This is a genomic window from Ruminococcus sp. (genome assembly GCF_016287535.1).
GTDB lineage: Bacteria > Bacillota > Clostridia > Oscillospirales > Ruminococcaceae > Ruminococcus.
Genome location: NZ_JAEFAJ010000002.1, coordinates 125,550 through 147,654 on the forward strand (window position 1 = coordinate 125,550; position 22,105 = coordinate 147,654).

The 22,105-nt window shown below is 50.4% G+C and carries 21 protein-coding genes; 18 read left to right on the top strand and 3 right to left on the bottom strand.

Going from position 1 to position 22,105, the window contains the following annotated elements:
- Nucleotides 1-3 precede the first annotated feature (3 nt).
- From QZZ36_RS02170 to QZZ36_RS02195, 6 genes are read left to right on the top strand one after another with little or no spacing between them, the layout of a single operon-like run.
- Nucleotides 4-1,203 (top strand): glycosyltransferase family 4 protein, encoded by a 1,200-nt coding sequence (locus QZZ36_RS02170; protein ID WP_295076014.1) that lies wholly within the window; start codon nt 4-6, stop codon nt 1,201-1,203.
- Nucleotides 1,203-2,381, top strand: coding sequence for a glycosyltransferase family 4 protein (locus QZZ36_RS02175; protein ID WP_295076016.1), 1,179 nt, complete (start codon nt 1,203-1,205; stop codon nt 2,379-2,381). Before QZZ36_RS02170 ends, QZZ36_RS02175 begins: the two co-directional genes overlap by 1 nt.
- Nucleotides 2,382-2,390: 9 nt before the next feature.
- The gene (locus tag QZZ36_RS02180; RefSeq protein WP_295076019.1) at nt 2,391-4,862 is read left to right on the top strand and encodes a hypothetical protein; all 2,472 of its coding nucleotides are present in this window, start codon (nt 2,391-2,393) and stop codon (nt 4,860-4,862) included.
- A gap of 17 nt (nt 4,863-4,879) precedes the next feature.
- A complete protein-coding gene (locus QZZ36_RS02185) occupies nt 4,880-5,848 on the top strand; it encodes a glycosyltransferase family 2 protein (protein ID WP_295076022.1) in 969 nt (322 codons plus the stop codon).
- Nucleotides 5,838-6,992, top strand: a complete 1,155-nt coding sequence (locus tag QZZ36_RS02190) for a glycosyltransferase family 4 protein (protein WP_295076026.1) — start codon at nt 5,838-5,840, stop codon at nt 6,990-6,992. The genes QZZ36_RS02185 and QZZ36_RS02190 overlap by 11 nt, the downstream gene beginning before the upstream one ends.
- A complete protein-coding gene (locus QZZ36_RS02195) occupies nt 6,982-7,920 on the top strand; it encodes a lysylphosphatidylglycerol synthase domain-containing protein (protein ID WP_295076029.1) in 939 nt (312 codons plus the stop codon). The genes QZZ36_RS02190 and QZZ36_RS02195 overlap by 11 nt, the downstream gene beginning before the upstream one ends.
- A 132-nt stretch (nt 7,921-8,052) precedes the next feature.
- Here QZZ36_RS02195 and QZZ36_RS02200 read toward each other — a convergent pair whose 3' ends face one another.
- From QZZ36_RS02200 to QZZ36_RS02210, 3 genes are all read right to left on the bottom strand, one after another.
- Nucleotides 8,053-8,295: a hypothetical protein gene (locus QZZ36_RS02200; RefSeq protein ID WP_295076032.1), complete on the bottom strand. Its 243-nt coding sequence runs from the start codon at nt 8,293-8,295 to the stop codon at nt 8,053-8,055.
- A gap of 90 nt (nt 8,296-8,385) precedes the next feature.
- The gene (locus QZZ36_RS02205; protein ID WP_295076035.1) at nt 8,386-10,761 is read right to left on the bottom strand and encodes a homocysteine S-methyltransferase family protein; all 2,376 of its coding nucleotides are present in this window, start codon (nt 10,759-10,761) and stop codon (nt 8,386-8,388) included.
- Nucleotides 10,762-10,779: 18 nt separating this feature from the next.
- Nucleotides 10,780-11,895 carry a bifunctional chorismate mutase/prephenate dehydratase gene (locus QZZ36_RS02210; protein WP_295076038.1) on the bottom strand — a complete coding sequence of 372 codons (1,116 nt, stop codon included), beginning with the start codon at nt 11,893-11,895 and terminating at the stop codon, nt 10,780-10,782.
- A 244-nt stretch (nt 11,896-12,139) separates the two neighbouring features.
- Between QZZ36_RS02210 and ruvC the strand changes: the two genes are divergently transcribed.
- The 12 genes from ruvC (at nt 12,140) to QZZ36_RS02270 (ending at nt 22,099) form a co-directional block, all read left to right on the top strand.
- Nucleotides 12,140-12,625, top strand: a complete 486-nt coding sequence (gene ruvC, locus QZZ36_RS02215) for a crossover junction endodeoxyribonuclease RuvC (protein ID WP_295076041.1) — start codon at nt 12,140-12,142, stop codon at nt 12,623-12,625.
- Nucleotides 12,626-12,654: 29 nt separating this feature from the next.
- The gene (ruvA, locus tag QZZ36_RS02220) at nt 12,655-13,278 is read left to right on the top strand and encodes a Holliday junction branch migration protein RuvA (RefSeq protein WP_295076044.1); all 624 of its coding nucleotides are present in this window, start codon (nt 12,655-12,657) and stop codon (nt 13,276-13,278) included.
- A gap of 30 nt (nt 13,279-13,308) precedes the next feature.
- Nucleotides 13,309-14,043: an enhanced serine sensitivity protein SseB C-terminal domain-containing protein gene (locus QZZ36_RS02225; RefSeq protein ID WP_295076047.1), complete on the top strand. Its 735-nt coding sequence runs from the start codon at nt 13,309-13,311 to the stop codon at nt 14,041-14,043.
- Between the two features lie 15 nt (nt 14,044-14,058).
- The gene (ruvB, locus tag QZZ36_RS02230) at nt 14,059-15,117 is read left to right on the top strand and encodes a Holliday junction branch migration DNA helicase RuvB (RefSeq protein WP_295076051.1); all 1,059 of its coding nucleotides are present in this window, start codon (nt 14,059-14,061) and stop codon (nt 15,115-15,117) included.
- Nucleotides 15,118-15,149: 32 nt separating this feature from the next.
- Nucleotides 15,150-15,677, top strand: a complete 528-nt coding sequence (locus QZZ36_RS02235; RefSeq protein WP_295076054.1) for a hypothetical protein — start codon at nt 15,150-15,152, stop codon at nt 15,675-15,677.
- A gap of 254 nt (nt 15,678-15,931) precedes the next feature.
- Nucleotides 15,932-17,293: a phosphoglucosamine mutase gene (glmM, locus tag QZZ36_RS02240; RefSeq protein WP_295076057.1), complete on the top strand. Its 1,362-nt coding sequence runs from the start codon at nt 15,932-15,934 to the stop codon at nt 17,291-17,293.
- A 3-nt stretch (nt 17,294-17,296) separates the two neighbouring features.
- Entirely contained in the window at nt 17,297-17,815 is a 519-nt protein-coding gene (locus QZZ36_RS02245) for a hypothetical protein (protein ID WP_295076060.1), read from the top strand.
- Between the two features lie 18 nt (nt 17,816-17,833).
- Entirely contained in the window at nt 17,834-18,700 is an 867-nt protein-coding gene (locus QZZ36_RS02250) for a class I SAM-dependent methyltransferase (RefSeq protein ID WP_295076063.1), read from the top strand.
- Between the two features lie 36 nt (nt 18,701-18,736).
- Nucleotides 18,737-19,528, top strand: a complete 792-nt coding sequence (locus tag QZZ36_RS02255; protein WP_295076066.1) for a hypothetical protein — start codon at nt 18,737-18,739, stop codon at nt 19,526-19,528.
- Between the two features lie 14 nt (nt 19,529-19,542).
- Nucleotides 19,543-20,394 (top strand): energy-coupling factor transporter ATPase, encoded by an 852-nt coding sequence (locus QZZ36_RS02260; protein ID WP_295076069.1) that lies wholly within the window; start codon nt 19,543-19,545, stop codon nt 20,392-20,394.
- Nucleotides 20,395-20,431: 37 nt separating this feature from the next.
- Nucleotides 20,432-21,295: an energy-coupling factor transporter ATPase gene (locus QZZ36_RS02265; RefSeq protein ID WP_295076072.1), complete on the top strand. Its 864-nt coding sequence runs from the start codon at nt 20,432-20,434 to the stop codon at nt 21,293-21,295.
- A complete protein-coding gene (locus tag QZZ36_RS02270; RefSeq protein WP_295076075.1) occupies nt 21,296-22,099 on the top strand; it encodes an energy-coupling factor transporter transmembrane component T in 804 nt (267 codons plus the stop codon).
- Nucleotides 22,100-22,105 lie beyond the last annotated feature (6 nt).

A 22,105-nucleotide genomic window follows, 5' to 3' on the forward strand; every position in this document is an offset into this window, starting at 1 on the left:
GAAATGAAAAAAATAGGATTTGTTATCCCGTGGTACAGCGAGAAGATACCCGGCGGAGCCGAAATGGAGCTCCGCGGTCTCACCACGCATCTTCACGAGGCAGGAGTGGAAGTGGAAATGCTCAGCACCTGCGTGAAGGAGTTCTCCGCTGACTGGAACGAGAACTATTTCAGTGCGGGTACTGATAATGTACACGGGTTCAATATAAGGCGCTTCAAGGTAAGGAAGCGCGATACAGGAGCGTTTGACGCAGTGAACGCAAGGCTGATGAAGGGACTTCCTGTTTCCGCTGACGATCAGAACACATATGTTGAGGAAATGGTGAACAGTCCCGACCTCTGCGAGTATATAAGGACTCACAGTGACGAGTACAGCCTCTTTGTGTTCATACCCTATATGTTCGGCACGACATATCATGGCTTGCAGGTATGCCCTGAAAAATCGGTGCTGATACCCTGCTTCCATGACGAGCCCTATGTGTATATGGACGTATTCAAACCGGTCTTCGAGAACATCGGCGGTATAATATACCACGCAAAGCCTGAGTACGAGCTGGCAAACCGGGTCTTCGACATGAGCCGCGTAAAGCAGGGCTGTCTCGGCGAGGGAGTATATACGGACCTTACCGGAGACGCTGCGGCTTTCCGGAGCAAATTCGGCATAGACAGTCCCTTTGTGATATACGCAGGAAGGAAGGACGAGGGCAAGAATGTCCATACCCTTGTCAGGTACTATTCCGAGTACGTGAAGCGCCATGACACCGACCTGAAGCTGATACTCATAGGCGGCGGAAATATAGAGCTTCCTGACGGACTTGTAAAGCAGAAGAGGATAATCGACCTCGGCTTCATAGACCTGCAGGACAAGTACAACGCTCAGGCAGCGGCGGAATTCCTCTGTCAGCCCTCTACCAACGAGAGCTTCTCCCTTGTTATCATGGAGAGCTGGCTGTGTGGACGTCCGGTGCTCGTAAACAGCGACTGCGCTGTAACGAGAAATTTCGCCTCAGAGTCCAACGGCGGGCTTTACTTCGGGGACTATTTTGAGTTCGAGGGCTGCACCGACTGGTTCCTGAGCAATAAGGAGAAAGCAGCGCAGATGGGCGAAAACGGCAGGAACTACGTCCGCAGCAATTTTGCGTGGGACGTTATCGTGGATAAATACATGAAGTTTTTCAGAGAAGTGAGCGGAGATAAGGAATAATGAAAAGGATAGCTCTTGTCAATCAGAGATACGGACTTGAAGTCAACGGCGGCTCGGAGTATTACACCCGTCTCATCGCCGAAAGGCTCGCAGGCAGCTTTGATGTGGACGTGATTACAACAAAGGCACTTGAATACACCACATGGGAGAATCACTACAAGGCTGACGAGGAGGAGATAAACGGAGTAAGGGTTCTCCGTTTCCCGGTGGCAAAGCCCCGCGCAAAGGACTTCAACGACTATAACGGGAAGTACCTGCGCTCCGGAAATTACAGCACTGAGGCTGAAAAGATATGGTTCGAGAAGCAGGGTCCCTATTCTCCTGCGGCGATAGACTATATCCGCGAAAACAAGGACAGATATGATGTTTTCATATTCGTTACCTATCTCTATTACCTTACTGTTGCGGGACTTCCTGAGGTGGCTGACAAAGCGGTGCTTATTCCCACAGCCCATGAGGAGCCCTATATACACTTCAAAACATTTGAGAAGCTTTTTACTCTCCCGAAGGCCTTCGTGTTCCTCACTGACGAGGAAAAGGCGCTTGTACAGGGACTCTTTGACTGCAGGGATATACCCTGCCGGGTAATGGGCACGGGCGTTGAAGTGCCCTGTGAGCCTGATGAAGCGGCTTTCCGAAGCAAGTTCGGCATCGAGGGCGATTATCTTATATATGTGGGACGTATCGACGAGGGCAAGAACTGCCCTGCGATGTTCAGATACTTTCTCGAATACAAAAAGCGCCGTCCCGACAGCGGTCTGAAGCTGGTGCTCATGGGAAAACCGGTATGCGATATACCCTCCCATAAGGATATCATCAGCCTCGGCTTTGTCAGCGAGGAGGACAAGTTCAGCGGCATAGCAGGAGCAAAGTGCCTGTGGCTGCCGTCGAATTTCGAGAGCCTTTCGATATCGGTGCTGGAAGCAATGACGCTGTCTGTTCCCGTTATAGTGAACGGCGTGTGCGAGGTGCTGAAAGGACACTGCATAAAGAGCAACGGCGGTCTTTATTATACTGATTATTTTGAGCTGGAAGGCATATTAGACTATATCTTCTCTCACGGCAGGGAGTACGGTATCATGCGGCAGAACGCGGGAGAATATGTTGACAGGAACTATCGCTGGGAGGTCATAATGAAAAGCTTCAGCGAAATGATAAACGATATCTGTAAGGAGTGAGCATAAGAAATGATATTTGCGGCAGTCTGCTTTGCGGGAGTGGTCTTCTCCGTGCTTGGCGCTGTGATATGGTTCAGGAAAAAGAATATAATAGAAGGTGCGGTACTTGGTGTGATAATGTGGTTCTTTGCGCATATATTCGCAAGTATGGGACTTTTTCTGATCGACAGGTATACTGTGTTCCGCGCAGGCTGCGGAGCAGCCGTACTGAGCGCGGCAGCACTGGCTGCGGCGCTTTTCGCGCGAAGGAGCAAGCCCTTCCGCTGGCGGCACATATGGAAACATGATTTCTCACTGAAGGATATGCTTATACCTGTGATAGTATGCGTTCTCGCTGTGCCGTTCGTAATGCGGAAAAACGAGTTTTTCGGCATGGGACAGGATCAGGGCGTATACCAGACTCAGGCGATATACTTCATCAATGGCGATACAAAGCGTCAGAAAGAGCTTTCGGAGTATGACGAGCTGGAGACCGACGAGGAACGTGAGTTTTTCGAGAGCACTGTAAAGGGCTCTCTCGGCGGATACGACATACCTGCGGAAGATTATCCCGATACTGTCTATGACAGGACACGCGGACCTGTTTCGGGAATAATACACGGTATCCCTACATACTCGGCATTGCTTGCCATGTGGGGAAAGGTATTCGGTATATCAAATATGCAGGGCTTTGAGACAATACTTTATATATGCCTTATCTTCCTGGTATATTTCATATGCTGCAACCTCAGACTTAAAAAGACTGCGTCTGCCTGCGCCTGCGCGGCGACTGCGTTTGCTCCCATAGTGATATGGGTGGCAAAATCATCACTTACCGAGATACTTCTCTCACTTGTGCCGGCGGTATTCCTTTACCTTATAACCGATGAGGACGATCCTGCGAACAGGAGCCTTTCCATAATACCGATTCTTGTATTTGGCTGCTATCATGTATCGTTCTATACAATGCTGCCGATGTTCGTGCTGATATACGGCGGAATGTACTTCTTCACCCGTGAGAGCAGATATGCTGTGCTGATGCCGGCAACAGTGGCGTTTTATGCGGTGAGCTATTTCATGATGAGGCATATACAGCCGTTCTATACTATGAACAACTACAGATCGGTATTTGTCGGCGGACTGAACGTGAACAATATCACGGCGGCGGTAGCGGCGGCGTCTGTTGTATTGCTTACAGCTGTCATCGTGTTTGCGGTCATCGTTAAAAGGCGCACGAAAAAGGATTTCAGCGCTGTCAGGTTCGCAAGGAACGCGGCGGCTTCAAATGGTTTCATACTGCTGCTCAGACTGATGCTCATACTTCCCTGTGTGTACATAATTGCAAGAGCTCTTATAAAATACCGCAGCTGGGGCGCCATGAACCATGTCGCTCTGCTTGGATTCGCTGGAAATGCGGGACTTATACTCATGCCTCTCGGTATAATCTTCGCAGTGGCATATATCAGGTACTTTGCGGAAAAGCCGTCAAGGCTCGTGATTTTCCTCATGTTCTTCTACTGTATACTGGTATATTCCTCGTTCCTGAGATATGAGATACAGTATTATTACTACTATGGCAGATATCTTGCACCGTTCATTTCGGTCGCTGTGATATTCGCGGCCGCGGCTCTGGACAGAGCCGGTGGAAAGCTGCTCATACCGGTGACAGCTGCCGGACTTCTCTATGTTGCACGTTTTGACGCATACCTTATGATAAATGTCGATGACAGCCGCATTGAATGGGATGTCATGGAGGATCTTGCCGACTTTATCGGCGAGGACGACTGCGTGGTCATATCTTCTGATTACGCTTCAAAGCTGTGGCTGGCAGTGAGGAGCATGACGGGCGCAAAGGTCATACCAGAGGACAGGAACGACAGCGGACAGCTTGACAGACTTGCCGAAAGATACGGCAGAGTAAGTGTGCTCACGGCAGATGTGCTTGACGAGGAGATATTCTCCAACGTGTATTCAAACAAGATACATCACTGCGAGGACGATCTCAACAATACCGGCAGGATAGTGCCGTTTTCAAAGAGCTTCTGGAAGATAGACGACGATATCCGTCTGTATTCCTATGACAGAAGCAGATATGTCTATACCGCAAAGGGTGACTACACACGCCTGAGCGGGGTTTCAAATCTTGAGCCCACGTTATTATGCTGGACCGACAGTGAGGACGCACAGATAAAGTGCGGCTTCCCTGCGAAGGATTACGATGTTACCCTTGAATTCGGCGATAAGCTCCCCCTTGATAAGATAGGCATTGACAAGGCGGAGGTCACTCTCCTGCTCAACGGCAGGGAGATAGGGACTCAGGCTATAACTCCCGAAAACAACGGAGAACCGCTGCATTTCAGTCTGAAAAAGGAACTTGTTAATGACGGGGAGAATATACTTTATATCAGCAGTCCGCTGTGGAAAGCGGCGCTTGCAAATCCTGCCGACGGCAGAACTCTGGGAATACCCTTCAGGGCGGTGCGGTTTGAAGCTGCTCAATAACGAAAGGAAAGATCACAATGAAGCTGATAATACAGATACCATGCTATAACGAGGAGGAGACCCTTGAACTGGCATACAACGACCTGCCGCATCATATAGACGGTATCGACACTATAGAGTACCTTATCATAAACGACGGAAGCAGGGACAATACCGTCGCCCGCGCCCGTGAACTGGGATTCCATCATATCGTTTCCTTCAAGCGCAACAAGGGGCTTGCCAAGGGATTTATGGCGGGTATAGACGCCTGCCTGCACCTCGGAGCTGATATAATCGTGAATACCGACGCCGACAATCAGTATTGCGGAGCGGATATCGAAAAGATAGTCCGTCCCATACTTGACGAAAAGGCGGATATAGTCATAGGCGAGCGCCCTATCGACAAGACCGAGCATTTCTCATGGAAAAAGAAGAAGTTCCAGCATATCGGAAGCTGGGTGGTACGGGTTGCCTCAGGTACTGATATCCCCGACGCACCAAGCGGTTTCAGAGCATATTCCCGTGAGGCTGCGCTGAGGCTCAATGTTGTCAACGAGTACACTTATACCCTTGAAACTATCATACAGGCAGGCAATAACAAGACTGCCATGACCTCTGTTCCAATAAGGACTAATCCGGAGACAAGACCTTCCCGCCTTTTTTCAAGTATGTGGCGGTATATGAAGCGCTCATCCACTGTTATCACACGTTCATTCGTTATGTACAAGCCTCTGAAGTTCTTCATGACTATCGGCTTTGTGCTTCTTCTCTTCGGAGCTGTGCTGGGAATAAGATTCCTTGTGCTCATGGCAATGGGTGAGGGCGGCGGACATATACAGTCCCTTATCCTTACCGCTATACTCGTTATGATGGGCTTCCAGACCATGACCATAGGACTTCTCGGAGATACCATATCCGCAAACAGGAAGCTCCTTGAGGACGTGCAGTACAGAGTGAGAAAGATGGAATGCGGCAGGAGCGACGAGGAAATAAAGAATGAAAAATAAAAAGGAAAAGATAGTTATGATAGGTCCGGTATTCCCGTACAAGGGCGGCATAGCCCACTATACGGGAGCAATGGTGAAGAATCTTAAAAAGGATTTCGACGTCGAGACCGTATCCTACAAAATGCAGTACCCTAAGCTGCTTTTCAGGAACGAGCAGAAGGACTTCGCCAACGACCTGTTCAGGATACCTGAGACAAAGTATCTCATAAACACTGCAAATCCGATAAACTGGCTCATATCGGCTTATAAGATAAAAAAGATGAAGCCGGACCGTATAATAATACAGTGGTGGCACCCTTATTTCTCGCCCTGCTACAGCTGCCTTTCGTTCCTGCTCAGAAGGATACCGAGGATATTTGTCTGCCATAATGTATTCCCCCATGAGCGTTTCCCAATGGACCGCTTTCTTACAAAGCTTGCGCTGAAAAGGGGTTCGGCATATATAACCCACTCAGAAAAGGAGGCAGCCGACCTGAAGCAGATAACAGCTTCGCCTGTCTGCGAGGCTGCTGTGCACCCTGTGTATAACGCCTTCAAGATAAAGGATATGACCAAGGAGCAGGCAAAGCAGGAGACAGGTATAGCTCCCGGCAGGAAAATGCTTCTGTTTTTCGGCTTTATCCGGGAGTACAAGGGACTGCGGCATATCATTAACGCCATGCCGGAGATACTGAAATACGATCCTGATATCGAACTGTGGGTGGTCGGCGAATTCAGGTGTGAAAAGGAAGAATATCTCGCACTGATAAAGAAGAGCGGAGCTGAGGACAGGATCAGGATAGTTGACGGCTATATCCCCGACAGCGGCATAGAGAAGTATTTTGCGGCTGCGGATATAGTGGTGCTGCCCTATGAATCCGCTACACAGAGCGGTATAGTACAGATAGCCTACGGCTTTGAAAAGCCTGTTGTCGCCACAAATGTGGGCGGACTCCCTGAGGTCGTTCTTGACGGAAAGACCGGCTATATCGTACCGCCGAAGGATCCCCGCGCTCTTGCAGAGGCTGTATGCCGTTTCTTCCGTGAGGACAGGGCGGAGGAGTTCGCGGAAAATGTCCGCAAGGAAGCCTACAAGTATTCATGGGACAGAATGAACGAGGTAGTTCAGCGACTTACAGAAAAGACTGGTGCTCATGAAGGATAAGCTTAACATAAAGAAGCTGGTGAAGCTTGCAGGACATCTGGTAGTAATTCTGGCACTTGCATTTGTTGTCAGAAAGATCGCAGACATGGATATCAGCCTGAAGGATCTCAGCTCACCCGGAGTGATCGGAGCCTTTGCGCTGAGCTTTGTCATACAGACTGCGCAGATAATCATAGCCTGCTTTCCGTGGCTCATGTTCACGAGGTCGCTTTCAGGCAGAAAGATACCGTATTCGTCGGCTATGCCTGTTTATACACAGTCCAATATATACAAATACCTTCCGGGAAACGTATTTCAGTACGTGGGACGAAACAAGCTTGCCGCGGACATGGAGATAAGCCATGTGGACGTAGCCTGTGCCACTGTACTGGACGTATTCTTCTGCGTTTTCTGGACAGGAGCGGTATCTGTTATCCTGCTGGGCGGCAGGATAGGTGCGCTTATTGAGAAGTACGGAAAGAACCTGTTTATCGCGGGAGCGGCAGGGATACTCATTCTTACGGCGCTTTTTGCGTTTATATGGCTGAAATTCCGCGACAGGCTCCGGAGCTATCTTTCACGCTATTCAAAGGCGTTTGAAAGGAGCAACCGTCCGCAGCTCCTGAGCGGAGTGTTTTACTATTTCGCTCATAACATCGTATCAGCGGCAATGTATATGTCATGTGTGGCACTTATTATACCACAGGCTGAAACGAGAGAGCTGTTCACGCTTACAGGAGCTTTCCTGTTTGCGTGGATAATCGGATTTGTTACGCCCGGAGCTCCGGGCGGTATCGGTATACGCGAGGGCGTTATGCTGTTTGTCTGCGGCAACAGCTATGCGGACAGGATACTGCTGTTCGTGCTGGTAATGCGCATAGCCTCGGTGTTTGCCGACGTAGCGGCATTTCTTATCGGCAGAGTTTATGCTTCCAAAGCTAAGAACTAAGTGTAGGGGCTGATGTCCACATCAGCCCGTCAATAACCATAAAACTTCAAATGACACATTGTAGGGAACGCCGCCCTCGGCGTTCCTTTTGTTTATCCAACCGAAAAAAGCAGCCAACTGAGGCTGCTTTTTTCATTGTTTGTTTAATTCGTCGAGCAGGTCAAGAGTCCTGATGACCTTTTCACAGTGCCTGCACTGCCAGTCGCAGTCGCTCTTCTTGGCTTTTTTATGGAGCAGTTCCAGCTCGCCGCCGCATATGGGACAGGGAGCTCCCTCACCGTTCCAAAGCTTTTTCAGGAACGACATTGCTTCATTGCGCGAGTTGATTTTCAGTTCTTTCAGTGTTATCTTTTCCATAATAGTACCTGTACACATTCCATCTTGCCACCTTGCCATCTTCACATATAGTTCTTGCGGACGCCCATTGGGCGTCCCTATTACTTTCTACTCTCTACTTACTACTCACTACGCATTATAGACCTGCGAGGCTATATCCACGGTCTGCTTCGCGTCCTTGGCGTAGAAATCAGCGTGTATCTGCTCCGCGTAGGAGGCGGTGAGAACAGCTCCCCCCACCACAGTCTTGCATTCGGGATATTTCTCGTTGAGCTGGCGTATAGTCTCAGCCATAGCGCCGAGTGTGGTCGTCATAAGTGCGGACAGTCCCACAAGGCTCACCTTGTTCTCCACAGCTGCGTTTACGATAGTCTCAGGCGGTACGTCCTTTCCGAGATCTATGACCGTGAAGCCGTAGCTGTCAAGGAGCACCTTTACGATGTTCTTGCCTATATCGTGGATGTCTCCGTGTACCGTTGCAAGGACCACCTTGCCCTTTGATACGCTCTCGCTGTTTGCAGCCGAGAGCTTTGTCTTTATTATCTCAAAGCAAGCCTGCGCCGCTTCCGCTGTGAGTATCAGCTGCGGCAGGAATATCTTGCCCTTTTCAAATCTCGCTCCCGCGTTGTCGAGAGCAGGTATGAGGTAGCTGTTGATTATCTCCATAGGGTCAACGCTCTGCATAAGCTCCTCTGCGGCTTTTACGGCTTGGTTTTTCAGACCGTTCTCCACTGAGTACATTATATCGGGAGCACCCTTGTCCTGCGCAGGTGCGGGAGCCTTGGGAGCGCTGTCGTCCTGAGCGTATATGCTTATGAAATCCGCGGAATTTCGGTCTATACCCGCAAGGAGACGGTAAGCCCGGACAGCTCCGATTATGCCCTCGATATTGGGGTTTATGATAGGCAGGGTAAGACCGCTGTGTAGAGCCATAGTGAGGAAAGTCCTTGTTATGAGCTCACGGTTGGGCAGTCCGAAGGAGATATTGGATACGCCGAGTACCGTGTTCAGTCCCAGCTCTGTTTTTACCCTGTGGAGAGCGTTGAGGGTCTCCATAACGCCGTCCTGCTCTGCGGAAGCCGTAAGGGTAAGGCAGTCTATAAATACGTCCTCCTTGGGTATGCCGTATTCCATAGCGCGGCGGAGTATCTTCTCGGCGATAGCAAAACGTCCGTCGGCAGTTTTCGGGATACCGCCCTTGTCGAGAGCCAGTCCCACCACGGAAGCGCCGTACTTCTTGACGAGTGGGAGTATAGCCTCAAGGGAATCGTCCTCGCCGTTTACTGAGTTGACTATAGGCTTGCCGTTGTATACACGGAGACCTGCTTCAAGGACCTCCGGGATAGTGGAATCCAGCTGCAGGGGGGTGTCGCATATGCTCTGTATAGCCTTTACTGCTGTTATCATCATTTCCTTTTCGTCGATACCGGGAAGTCCCACGTTTACGTCCAGTATCTCAGCGCCTGCGTGTATCTGTTCAACTGCCTGACCGAGAATATAGTCCACGTCGTGGGCGAGAAGAGCTTCCTTGAAGCGCTTTTTGCCGGTAGGGTTGATGCGTTCGCCGATAACACGGGGCTGATTTATTGTAACGCAGTTCACTGCTGAACAGGCGATGCTTGCGCGGACTATCCTTCTTGTCTGCCTTTCCGGGCCGGAAAGAGCCTCTATCATAGCCGAGATATGCTCGGGAGTAGTTCCGCAGCAGCCCCCGAATACGGTTACTCCGGCATTTGCCAGCTTTACGGCGCTCTCTGCGAAGTCCTCCGGACCTACGTTGTATTCATTGGTAACCGGGTCGGGAAGTCCGGCATTGGGCTTTGCGATGACCGGCAGGGTCGTAAGAGCGCATATCCTGTCGAGCACGGGGAAGAGCTCCTCCGGACCGAGAGAGCAGTTGACTCCGATAGCGTCGGCGCCCAGACCCTCCAGCACAGCCACCATACACTCCGGGGACACGCCTGTGAAGGTACGCATATTCTCCTCAAAGGTCATAGTGACGAGCACGGGCTTGTCCGAGTTCTCCTTTGCAGCGAGAACAGCGGCTTTTACTTCGTACAGGTCCGTCATTGTCTCTATAACGATAACGTCAGCGCCTTTTCCTGCGAGAACGAGCTCCCTGTATACCTCGTAGGCGTCCTCGAATCTGAGGGTTCCGGCAGGTTCGAGAAGCTGACCGATAGGACCGAGATCGAGAGCGACGAGAGCCTGACCTGCGGCGGCTTTCTTTGCGTTGGCAATGCCTGCTGACACCACCTCTTCTACTGTATGGCCGCTTTTAGCCAGCTTGAAACGGTTAGCGCCGAAGGTATTTGCATAGATTATATCGGCTCCGCTCTCAACGTACATACGGTGTATGCGCATTATAGCTTCGGGATCGGTGATATTCAGCAGCTCCGGGACGTGCTCGGTCTTTATGCCGTGAGCCTGCAGCATGGTGCCCATGCCGCCGTCGAGGAACACGAAGCTGTTGTTTTCAAGCAGGGAATAGAAGTTTTGGGACATATATATCTCCTTTGGTCCTTATTGTGATTGGAATGTACCGATACATCTGAAATTGCTCAGATTTTCCTCAAGGTCGCGGAGAACTGCTTTAACGCTTGGGTCTGAGAGCTTTCCGCTGAAATCGAGGAAGAACATTACATCAAAGCTTCCGTCACGTATGGGACGGTTCTCAATCCTGAGAAGGTTCATGCCGTTTACGAAGAATTTGGTCAGCAGACGGTAAAGACTACCTTCCTTATGCGGAATAGTGAGCATTACGGAGACCGCGTCGGACTCTTCCGCCACCTGAAGGTCTCTGGAAATAATTATGAACTGAGTGCGGTTTATGGTACAGTCAGCTATATCACGGGCGAGTATCTCAAGACCGAGCCTCTCAGCGCAGTCCACGGAGCATATAGCCGCTATGTGCTCCTTGCTGTTCAGCACCTTTTCCGCGGCTGTGGCGGTATTGCTGTACTCGTGCTTTTTCAGCCTTGTTCTGGTGAGGAATACCTCGCACTGTGAGAGAGCCTGCCTGTGGGAGTAAACACAGGTTATATCCTCGATTTTCGTGCCTTTTTTTGCGGCAAGGCAGTGATTTATCTCAAGAGTGACCATTTTTACGATGTAAAACGGGTATTTTGCCATGAGGTCGTAGGTGCTGTCCACAGAGCCCGCTGTGGAGTTCTGCACGGGAAGAACGCCGTAGTCCACCTCGCCTGCCTGTACCGCCTTGAAAACGTCCTCGAATGACGGATAGAAGGTGAACTCCCTTTCGCCGAAGACAGTTCTTGCCGCAGCTTCGGAATTAGCGCCCGAAGTACCCTGACAGCCCACTTTTTCCGCGCTTGCGAAGTCGGGAGAGGTATAGCTGTAATCCTTTGATCCCGTTATCATTGAGCGGTTCTGCAGTATCTTGCTGATGTCCATTATATTGGTGAAAAGGGCGGTAGTTCCGTTTTCAAGCTCCTTATTGCCTGTCAGCTCCTTTATGCGGTCGATGATCTCCTGTTCACGTCCGCCCTGAAAGACGGGCATATTGTGCTTTTTCTTGAAGTCGGCAACATCCCTGCAAAGCTCCATTCGCTTCATAAAGAGTGAAAGGATACCGCTGTCTATTTCATCTATTCCGTCACGAAGCTGTTTAAGATCCATATAAAAAATACCTCCGATTTAAGACCTTGGCTTTCAGCCCTTTGCTCTCCGGCATAGGCAGCTGACGGCTGAAGGCTAAAGCCCATTGATATACCTCACATATTATAGCATTTATTTTTGTAGAAATCAATAAAAAAGGGATAAATATATTGCAAAGGTCACTTGTTTTATGTTATAATGATATAGTGTATGGTGAGAAACTATAGTCACATGAACTTTTAAACAAAAAAACAGGTAAAAAACATTGAAAAAAGTCAGAATACTGGGAATTGATCCGGGATATGCGATAGTCGGGTTCGGAGTCCTCGATTACGACGGCGTAAGGTTCACTCCCATAGAGTACGGGGCAGTGCTGACAGAAGCCGGAACGCCCTTCCCTGAGCGGCTCAGGGCTATACACGAGGATATAGAGTTCATTTTCGAGAAGTATTCTCCCGAATGTATGGCGGTGGAGCGGCTCTACTTCACAACGAACCAGAAAACGGCGATAGATGTCGCCCAGGCACGCGGCATAACTGTTCTGTCGGCTGCAAAGAGGAATATCCCCGTGTCGGAGTATACTCCCCTGCAGGTAAAGCAGTCGGTGGTAGGCTACGGAAAGGCTGAAAAGAAGCAGGTCATGGAAATGACAAGGCAGATACTCGGTCTTGCGCAGATACCAAAGCCGGACGACGCTGCCGACGCCCTTGCCATAGCCATATGTCACGGGCACAGCATAAGGTGGAGCTGAAAAAAACGGGAATGGAGAATTGAGAATCAATGATATACAGTGTAAAAGGTACCCTTACGGTGAAGGAGCTCGGCTTTGCGGTGATAGAATGCGGCGGAGTGGGCTACGGCTGCCGTACTTCATACAATACCGTCGCTCAGCTGGGCGATATCGGCAGCGAGGCAAAGCTGTACACCTATCTCTACGTCAGGGAGGACGTTGTGGAGCTCTTCGGCTTCGCGACGCTTCAGGAGCTCAGCTGCTTCAAGCTGCTCATATCCGTATCCGGCGTGGGACCCAAGGCCGCAACGGCGATACTCTCGGACGTTACTCCGGAGAAGTTCGCGCTGCTTGTTGCTTCGGGAGACAGCAAGGCGTTCACAAAGACAAAGGGCATAGGCGCAAAAACAGCCCAGAGGCTCGTTCTTGAGCTGAAGGACAAGATATCCTCGGAATCCATAAGCGGAAGCATAAGCAGCGACGCCGCAGTGCTTGCGAGCATACCGTCAGGTGAAGCTTCATCGTCCGTATCCGAGGCTCTCGAAGCGCTTATGGTGCTGGGATATTCACAGGGAGAGACGGCGCCTATACTCGGCAGGCTCGATCCGTCCCTCAGTACACAGGAGCTTATAAAGGAAACACTCAGATTAATGGCAGCAAAAAATATGCGCTAAGAAAATATACAAGTAAGGAAGGTTACTGTTATGATGAATCTTGACGAATTGCTGAAAGCGGCAATAAAGGACCCCTCACAGCGCTCATTGTTCTTGCAGACTCTTATCAAGAGCGATGTGTACGTTATATGCAAGAATCCTGTCAAGCAGGAACGCGACCGCGCAGAGGGCGGTATACAGCTCGAACTGATAACCACCCAGAATCCCGACGGCGATATTTTCATACCGTTTTTCACAAGCTACCGTGCGCTGCAGCAGTTCGCAAAGCGCTATGTTGACTGCTATAAAATAAACTGCCTGCGCCTTTTCGACCTTATACAGTCGGTATCGGCGGTGCTTAACCCCAATTCCTACGGCAAGGAGTTCTCGTCGCAGGAGATAAAGAGCATACTCATGATAGCCCGCAATCTTAAGATCAAGGCTATCTCCTACAATGAAGCCGATATAATCAGCTATCGTCCCGTAGAGCATAACGTGGATCATATCATAAGAGCTGCCGGAAAATTCCTTTCAAAGCAGCCCAATGTTGACCGCGCTTACATAATGGAGATGATAAAGGGCTGCGAAAAGCCGCAGATACTTCTTGTACTGGACATGATGGGCAGTACGAGAAAGCTGTTCGTTCCGCTGTCAAAGTATCTCTCAAAGGTCGTAAAAGCCAATGAGCATCTGTGCTTTATAAGCTTCGAGCAGGATATGGGCAAGAAGGCTGCGGAGACCGTAGAGCCTTTCTATGTCCGCAAAAAGAGATTTTTCGAGAAATAATACAGAGGTGTTCACTTGATACAGACAGAGGATATGGAGTTCGCTCCGAGGATAATTACTCCGGAAAATACCACCGAGGACAGCGATACAGAGCTCAGTCTCAGACCGCAGACCCTTCATGAGTATATCGGACAGGACAAGGTGAAGGAAAACCTCGCCATATATATCGAGGCTGCAAAGCGAAGGAGCGAGCCCCTCGACCATGTGCTGCTGTACGGTCCTCCCGGACTTGGAAAGACCACTCTTTCGTCAATAATAGCACATGAGCTCGGTGTGAACCTCCGCGTTACCACAGGTCCGGCTATCGAAAAGCCCGGCGACCTTGTTTCGCTTCTCACCAGCCTTTCCGACAACGATGTGCTTTTCATCGACGAGATACACAGACTGTCCCGTGCGGTAGAGGAGATACTCTACCCTGCGCTGGAGGACAGGGTTATAGATATAATCATAGGCAAGGGTCCCTCCGCACGTTCCATACGTATGGACCTGAAGCCATTCACGCTCATAGGCGCCACCACGAGAGCAGGACAGCTTTCGGCTCCGCTCCGTGACCGTTTCGGCGTTATACAGCGCCTTGAGCTTTATACGAAAGAACAGCTCACGGATATCGTGAGAAGAAGCTCTATGATACTCGGTATCCCCTGTACCTCCGACGGCGCTGCGGAAATAGCCGGAAGAGCAAGAGGTACGCCGCGTATCGCCAACCGCCTCCTGAAAAGAGTGCGGGATTTCGCGGACGTTATGGGCAACGGTCAGATAACGCAGGAGATAGCTTCAATAGCCCTCAGCCGTCTTGACATAGACAATCTCGGACTTGACGGGCTCGACAGACGTATGCTTGAAATGATAATCAGAGGCTACGGCGGCGGTCCTGTTGGACTTGAAACGCTTGCTTCGGCTATAAACGAGGAAAGCGTCACCCTTGAGGATATATGCGAGCCATTTCTTATGCAGCTCGGCTTCCTCGGCAGGACACCCAGGGGAAGAGTTGCCACAAGGCTCGCTTATGAGCATCTCGGCATAAAGCCTCCTGAGCAGACCGCTGAGCCCGAAGACGGACAGATGAGCTTCTGACGACGCTCCCGTAAAGGGAGAAGGGGTAGAAAATGCTGATAAAAGGTTCAAGGAGATACAATCTCAGACACAACAGCGAGAGAGCCGGACAGCCGGAATTTGGCAGAATGATAAACGGACAGGGGCTTGGACTCGTATCACGGTTCAGATACGGCATATGTCCCATGAGTTTCAACGGCTGCGAGGTCATTGCCGTACACAATGCGCTCATTTACCTTGGCAAGCCCCAGCCGCTGAAGGACGTCGCTTTCTATATGGAGCGCTTCCGCGTGCTGATGGGTTTTTTCGGCTGTAACGCCTATCGGCTCGGAAAGGCACTTGAACATTTCGGAGCAGACTATACCCGTGAAAAAAATGCGGATAACGCAAAGGCTTTCATAATCACTTTCTGGACAAAGCGTCCCCTGTTTTCAATGATACACACGGTGCTGTGTGTGAGGGAAGCGGGTATGATAAAGGTATATAACCGCTACAACAACGTGGGCACTGTCGAGCTGTGCAGCAGCGTTGAAGAGGTAGCAGGGAAATACCGCCCCATAGCGGTGTACAAGATCAGTTGAGAGTTTAGAGTGGAGAGTTGAAAGCCGGCTCTGAACCGAGCTTTATCAAAGACCTTTTTAGGAAGTGTGCTGCTCAGATAAATTCAATTCGGAATTCGTAATTCGGAATGCGGAATTGAATGTGTCGGCTTACGCCGACGGATTATAGAATTATTCTGATCCTGTTCGCCGAATGGCGAACACCTAATAATTCCTAATTCCGAAATCCTAATTCCGCATCATAATTCTCAACTCATAAGAAGGAGATCTTATTAATGGCAAGATTGTTCGGTACTGACGGACCGAGAGGTATTGCGGTGACCGACCTCACCTGCGAGCTGGCAATGCAGACCGGAAGGGCTGCCGCCACAGTGCTTGCGAATAAAGGCGGCAAAAGGACCAGAATACTCATCGGCAAGGATACGAGGATATCTTCCGACGCGCTGGAAGCAGCGGTATGCGCGGGAATATGCTCGGTCGGTGCGGACGCGGAGCTGCTGGGGATAGTTCCTACACCTGCGGTGGCTCATCTTATAAGCGCTCATGAAGCGGACGGAGGGATAATGATATCCGGAAGCCATAACAGCGCGGAATTCAACGGACTGAAAATATTCTGCGGCAAGGGTCATAAGGTGATGGAGGAGGCAGAGGACGAGATAGAACGTCTTGTGCTCTATGCTCCGGAGGAGATGAAGTCCCGCAAAAACGAAGAGGTGGGACGTATCATACATTCCGAAAGCTCTGCCGCGGCTGAATACATCGAACACGTAAAAAAGGCGGCAGACACCGACCTCAGCGGACTGAGGGTGGCTCTTGACTGCGCCAACGGCTGCGCGGCATATACTGCCGGAAAGCTTTTCAGCGACCTTGGCGCGGAGGTGCTTGTGATATCCGACAAGCCGGACGGCACCAATATAAACAGGGACTGCGGCAGCACCCACGCTCAGCATCTCATGGAATATGTGGTGGAAAACGGCTGCGACTGCGGTTTTGCCTTTGACGGCGACGCCGACCGCTGTATCGCCGTGGACGAACAGGGCTGCATGATAGACGGCGACAGACAGCTTGCCATTTTTGCGCAGAGCATGAAAAATGACGGTACTCTTGAAAATGATACCGCCGTCATAACATCTATGAGCAGTCTCGGACTGCGTAAATACGCCGCAGCAAATGGTATAAATCTGGTCAGTTCCGGAGCAGGCGCACGGTATGTGCTGGAGCGTATGCTTGAGGGCAGCTATAAGCTGGGCGGTGAGCCGAACGGACATATCATATTCCTCAATGACAGCGGAACAGGTGACGGACAGCTTGCAGGCGCAAGGCTCATGGGCATAATTAAGAGGAGCGGCCTCAGACTCAGCAGTCTTGCGAATGATATACCGGCATATCCGCAGGTAAAGCTGAATGTAAAGATAACACCGCGGTTCAGGGAGCTTTGGAAAAACGAGAAGAGCATAACGGAGCTCATTGAGCGTTTCGAGAAGGAGCTCGGCAGCGAGGGCAGGATAATGGTCCGTGAAAGCGGAAAGGAGCCTATCGTCCGTATAATGACCGAGGGCACAGACTTCGGCAGGATAAATGATATGGCTGTGGAGATAGCTCGGCAGATCAAGGAATGTGACGAATCCAGAGGATAAGCCATGAAAAAGAAAAAAGAAAGTCCCGGAGCCGAAAAGGTCGATGTCAGCAATTTGTACGTCTCCGTCAGCTACTGGTATTACAAGGAGAGCGACCTTGCGGCGGCTGTCGAGTATTTCGGCATATTTTTAGTATGCTTTGCTGCCGGCGCTGTTATTATCAACGCCAACAGCATAGGTATAAAGAAAGGGCTTATCAATATTGCGGCAGCGCTTCTGCTGAATTATCCTGTGCGGAAGGCAGCGGCGGCATTGAACGATATCTGCGTAAAGCGCAAAATAAGGGAAAACGTGGATTCCGCAAAGTATTTTGCCGTGACTTACCCACAGTACAGCGGGCTTTGCGAGGAACTTAACGACGAATACGCCGTGAACCCTGACGCTGTGCCCTACCGGGATTTTCACCCTAAGAGACAGCTGGTCATGAATATAGTGGCTCTGGTCGGGCTCGGACTGCTGTTTCTGATAGCGGCGGCTGCAATAATTGCCTGTATATGGGTAAAGAATTACCTTGAGGAATAAAACTAAGGAGCATTTGTTTTGAGAACAGCAAGTAACTGGAAGGATTACAGTATAATAGATACTTCTGACGGAGAGAAGCTGGAAATATGGGGCGGTATAAGCCTCGTGCGTCCTGATCCGCAGATAATATGGAAGACCGGGCGCAATGATCCTCTCTGGAATAACGCGGACGGTCACTATCACCGTTCAAATCAGGGCGGAGGGAAATGGGAGTTCCGCAAGAGGCTCCCGGAATCGTGGAACATAAGCTACGGCGACCTTACCTTCAATATCCGTCCCACCGGCTTCAAGCATACCGGACTTTTTCCTGAGCAGGCTGTGAACTGGGACTTTATGGCAGATAAGATACGCAGTGCAGGACGTGAGATAAACGTACTCAACCTGTTTGCCTATACCGGCGGAGCAACTCTTGCCTGTGCGGCGGCAGGTGCTTCTGTGTGTCATGTGGACGCCTCAAAGGGCATGGTGCAGTGGGCGAGAGACAATGCGGCTGCTTCCGGACTTACCGAAAAGCCCATACGCTGGATAGTGGACGACTGTGAGAAGTTCATCGCAAGGGAGATACGCCGCGGACGGAAGTATGACGCGGTCATCATGGATCCTCCCAGCTACGGCAGAGGTCCGGGAGGAGAGGTGTGGAAGCTGGAAAACTGCGTATACGACCTTGTGAAGCTGTGTTCGGGAGTGCTCTCGGACGAGCCGCTGTTCTTTCTGATAAACAGCTATACCACAGGACTTTCTCCTTCGGTGATGGGATATATACTCGGAACTGTACTCAGCGGCAGGTCCGGCGGAAATGTGAGCTTTGACGAGATAGGACTTCCCGTAAAGTCAACGGGAATGACGCTCCCCTGCGGTTCGACCGCTATATGGCAGGCTGACTGATGATGCGGGAGAATTAAAGAAATAAAGGATAAGAATATGAAAAAACTGATAATAGCGCTTATTGCGGCTGCAATGGCTCTGACGGCAGTTTCCTGCGAAAAGTCAGGGAAAGCTCAGAAAAAAAGCGCTGAGGAAACACAGACCAAAAATATGAGCGAATATGAAGCCGAAAAACGCGGATCCATGAAACAGAGGGCAATAGACGAAGCGTTCGAGAAAGCTGACATGACGGCTCAGCAGATAGAAAAGTATGATATCCCCGATGACTGGAAGGAATTGTCGTTCAAGGGCATCAGTATGTGCGTACCTCCCGATGTGGAAGCGTCTGAAGGCTTTACCGGATCCGAGGAATACAGGAACCCGTCAGGAACAGTCCATATCATACCGTGGGCAGGTTACACATGGGACGAGGGCTTTGGCGGAGATGAGGATTTTCCTGAGATAACCGATGAAAAAGTCCGTAACGCCTTTTCTGAGCTTGGGATAGGATATGACGGCACAAGGCTGTCTTTTTACAGAGCAGTGCTTGCTCTTACAGGCAGCAGCAGGACAGACGAAAACGCTGATGCGTTTGAGACCGCTGTGCTTGCAAAGGGTATCGAGTTCAGCAATGTGGCGGAGGTCTTTGTAACAGAATCCGACGGACATCCGATATATATAAACGGCTTGTACAATGAAGCGGAAATGGAAGAGGAAGATACCGAAAAATACAGGACTTCCTTCAGCGCAAGTATCTTTGCCGATGAAAATACCGAGTATACAGTAATGATCTTTGCAGGTTCAATGTCGGAGGCTCTGAAGATGGCTTCCAGTATAAAGATCATTTAAGAACAGGGACAGATATGGAAAATATAATCGATATAAAAGGTCTTCACTTTGCCTATGAGTCCGACGACGAGGAAAAAAAGCCTGTCGAAGTCCTGAAAGGCATAGACCTTGATATAAAGCAGGGAGAATTCGTGGCGGTGCTGGGGCACAATGGCTGCGGTAAATCCACCCTTGCAAAGCACCTGAACGCAATACTGCTACCTACTGAGGGAACAGTCACGGTTGACGGAATAGACACCAAGGACGAGAGCAGGATATATGACCTGCGTCAGAGGGCAGGAATGGTCTTCCAGAACCCTGATAACCAGATAGTTTCCTCGATAGTCGAGGAGGACGTGGCATTTGCCCTTGAAAACCTCGGCGTACCCTATGAGGAGATGCGCAGACGTGTTGACGACAGCCTGAAAGCTGTGGGAATGTACGAATACAGGCTCCATTCCCCCAGTCAGCTCTCCGGCGGTCAGAAGCAGAGAGTGGCTATAGCAGGCATAATCGCCATGCAGCCAAAGTGTATCATACTCGACGAGCCCACGGCTATGCTTGACCCTCAGGGACGAAAGGAAGTCCTTGCGACTATACACCGCATGAACCGCGAACAGGGCATAACCATAGTTCTCATAACCCATTATATGGACGAGGCTGCGGACTGCGACCGAGTCGTGGTAATGGACAAGGGACTGGTAGTCCTTGACGATGTGCCTGAAAAGGTCTTTTCGCAGGTGGAAAAGCTGAAATCCATAGGGCTTGACGTACCGCAGGTGACTGAGCTGATATGGGAGCTGAGAAAGTCAGGCTGCGACATATCTCCTGAGATAATATCGGAAGAGGAATGTGTGGCGGCTATAGAAAAGCTGTTCGCAGACTGAGCAGGTCTGCCGTACAGGAAAGAAAAGGAGAATAGAATTGGCTATCCTTGAAACACAGGAACTTACATATACCTACAGCATAGGAACGCCCTTTGAAAAGACGGCTGTGGACCATGTGAGCCTTCAGATAGAAGAGGGCGATATGGTGGGCGTTATGGGACATACCGGTTCGGGAAAGTCCACTCTCATACAGCATTTCAACGGACTGCTGAAGCCTACCTCCGGAAAGGTTCTCCTTGACGGAAAGGATATATGGGAGGACAAGGACAAGATACGTGACGTGCGATTTAAGGTGGGACTTGTTTTTCAGTATCCTGAATATCAGATATTCGAGGAGACTGTCTACAAGGACATCGCTTTCGGTCCCAGGAATATGGGACTGGACGAAGCAGAGATAAAGCGCCGCGTATATGAGACTGCCCATGATATCGGACTTTCCGAGGAGCTCCTCGAAAGGTCTCCTTTTGAGCTCTCCGGCGGTCAGAAGCGCCGTGTGGCTATAGCCGGCGTTATGGCGATGGAGCCGAGAGTGCTCATACTCGACGAGCCCACCGCAGGTCTCGACCCTGCCGGCAGGGACAAGATACTTGAACATATCAGGCGCTATCACGAGCGCACTAAAAATACTATTCTTATCGTTTCGCACAGTATGGAGGATATAGCTTCATTTGCGGACAGGATACTCGTTATGAGCAAGGCGAAGCTCTTCTGCTATGACGAAACGGTAAAGGTATTCGCAAGAGCCGAAGAGATATCAAACATCGGTCTCGACGTACCCCAGATAACAAAGGTCTTCGGAGAACTGAAGCGCAGAGGGCTCGACTTCGGCAAGGAAGTCTACACGGTAGGCTATGCCCGCGACCTTCTCCTGAAGCAACTGAATGAAAGGAAGGTACGCTGAATGCTGAGAGATATCACTATCGGACAGTACTTTCCCGGTGACAGTATAATCCACAGGCTCGATCCGAGATTCAAGATCGTAATTACGCTCATTTATATCATAATGCTGTTCTCCGGCGGGAACTATGCGTGTCTCGCAGTGGGGGCGGTTTACACCTTCGGCGCTATATTCCTTTCGCGGATACCTCTGAAGATGTTCCTGAAGAGCGTAAAGCCGCTGCTGCCGTTTCTTCTGATAATGGCGGTCATAAACCTTTTCTTCATGAGCAGCGGAGATATACTGTGGCAGTGGAGATTCATAAAAATAACAGAGGCAGGACTGAATGCAAGCGTATTCATGGTCATAAGGATAGTTCTCCTGATAATGGGCACCTCCCTGCTGACCTATACTACGTCGCCTGTCACGCTTACTGACGCTATAGAGCGGCTGCTCTCGCCGCTCAGGAAGGTGAAGTTCCCGGTGCATGAGCTGGCTATGATGATGTCGATAGCGCTCAGGTTCATACCCACTCTCATCGAGGAAACAGACAAGATAATGTCAGCACAGAAGGCCCGTGGAGCCGAAATAGATACAGGCAGCTTCACGACGAGAGCAAAGAACCTCATATCCATACTTGTACCGCTGTTCATCTCCGCGTTCAGACGCGCCGACGAGCTTGCGACAGCTATGGAATGCCGCTGCTATCACGGCGGCGAAGGCAGAACAAGATTAAGACAACTCAAGTCCGCTCCGAGAGACTATATCGCCCTTGCGGTAACGGTGCTCTTCCTTGTGGGAGTCATCGTGCTGGGCAGGCTGCTCTGATACGGA

Coding starts and splice junctions, on each gene's coding strand:
- QZZ36_RS02205 (WP_295076035.1), bottom strand. CDS start 10,761: ATGTCCCAAAACTTCTATTCCCTGCTTGAAAACAACAGCTTCGTGTTC.
- QZZ36_RS02235 (WP_295076054.1), top strand. CDS start 15,150: ATGCTGATAAAAGGTTCAAGGAGATACAATCTCAGACACAACAGCGAG.
- QZZ36_RS02245 (WP_295076060.1), top strand. CDS start 17,297: ATGAAAAAGAAAAAAGAAAGTCCCGGAGCCGAAAAGGTCGATGTCAGC.
- QZZ36_RS02210 (WP_295076038.1), bottom strand. CDS start 11,895: ATGGATCTTAAACAGCTTCGTGACGGAATAGATGAAATAGACAGCGGT.
- QZZ36_RS02260 (WP_295076069.1), top strand. CDS start 19,543: ATGGAAAATATAATCGATATAAAAGGTCTTCACTTTGCCTATGAGTCC.
- QZZ36_RS02190 (WP_295076026.1), top strand. CDS start 5,838: ATGAAAAATAAAAAGGAAAAGATAGTTATGATAGGTCCGGTATTCCCG.
- QZZ36_RS02170 (WP_295076014.1), top strand. CDS start 4: ATGAAAAAAATAGGATTTGTTATCCCGTGGTACAGCGAGAAGATACCC.
- QZZ36_RS02270 (WP_295076075.1), top strand. CDS start 21,296: ATGCTGAGAGATATCACTATCGGACAGTACTTTCCCGGTGACAGTATA.
- QZZ36_RS02200 (WP_295076032.1), bottom strand. CDS start 8,295: ATGTGTACAGGTACTATTATGGAAAAGATAACACTGAAAGAACTGAAA.
- ruvA (WP_295076044.1), top strand. CDS start 12,655: ATGATATACAGTGTAAAAGGTACCCTTACGGTGAAGGAGCTCGGCTTT.
- QZZ36_RS02255 (WP_295076066.1), top strand. CDS start 18,737: ATGAAAAAACTGATAATAGCGCTTATTGCGGCTGCAATGGCTCTGACG.
- QZZ36_RS02175 (WP_295076016.1), top strand. CDS start 1,203: ATGAAAAGGATAGCTCTTGTCAATCAGAGATACGGACTTGAAGTCAAC.
- QZZ36_RS02180 (WP_295076019.1), top strand. CDS start 2,391: ATGATATTTGCGGCAGTCTGCTTTGCGGGAGTGGTCTTCTCCGTGCTT.
- glmM (WP_295076057.1), top strand. CDS start 15,932: ATGGCAAGATTGTTCGGTACTGACGGACCGAGAGGTATTGCGGTGACC.
- QZZ36_RS02195 (WP_295076029.1), top strand. CDS start 6,982: ATGAAGGATAAGCTTAACATAAAGAAGCTGGTGAAGCTTGCAGGACAT.
- QZZ36_RS02225 (WP_295076047.1), top strand. CDS start 13,309: ATGATGAATCTTGACGAATTGCTGAAAGCGGCAATAAAGGACCCCTCA.
- QZZ36_RS02185 (WP_295076022.1), top strand. CDS start 4,880: ATGAAGCTGATAATACAGATACCATGCTATAACGAGGAGGAGACCCTT.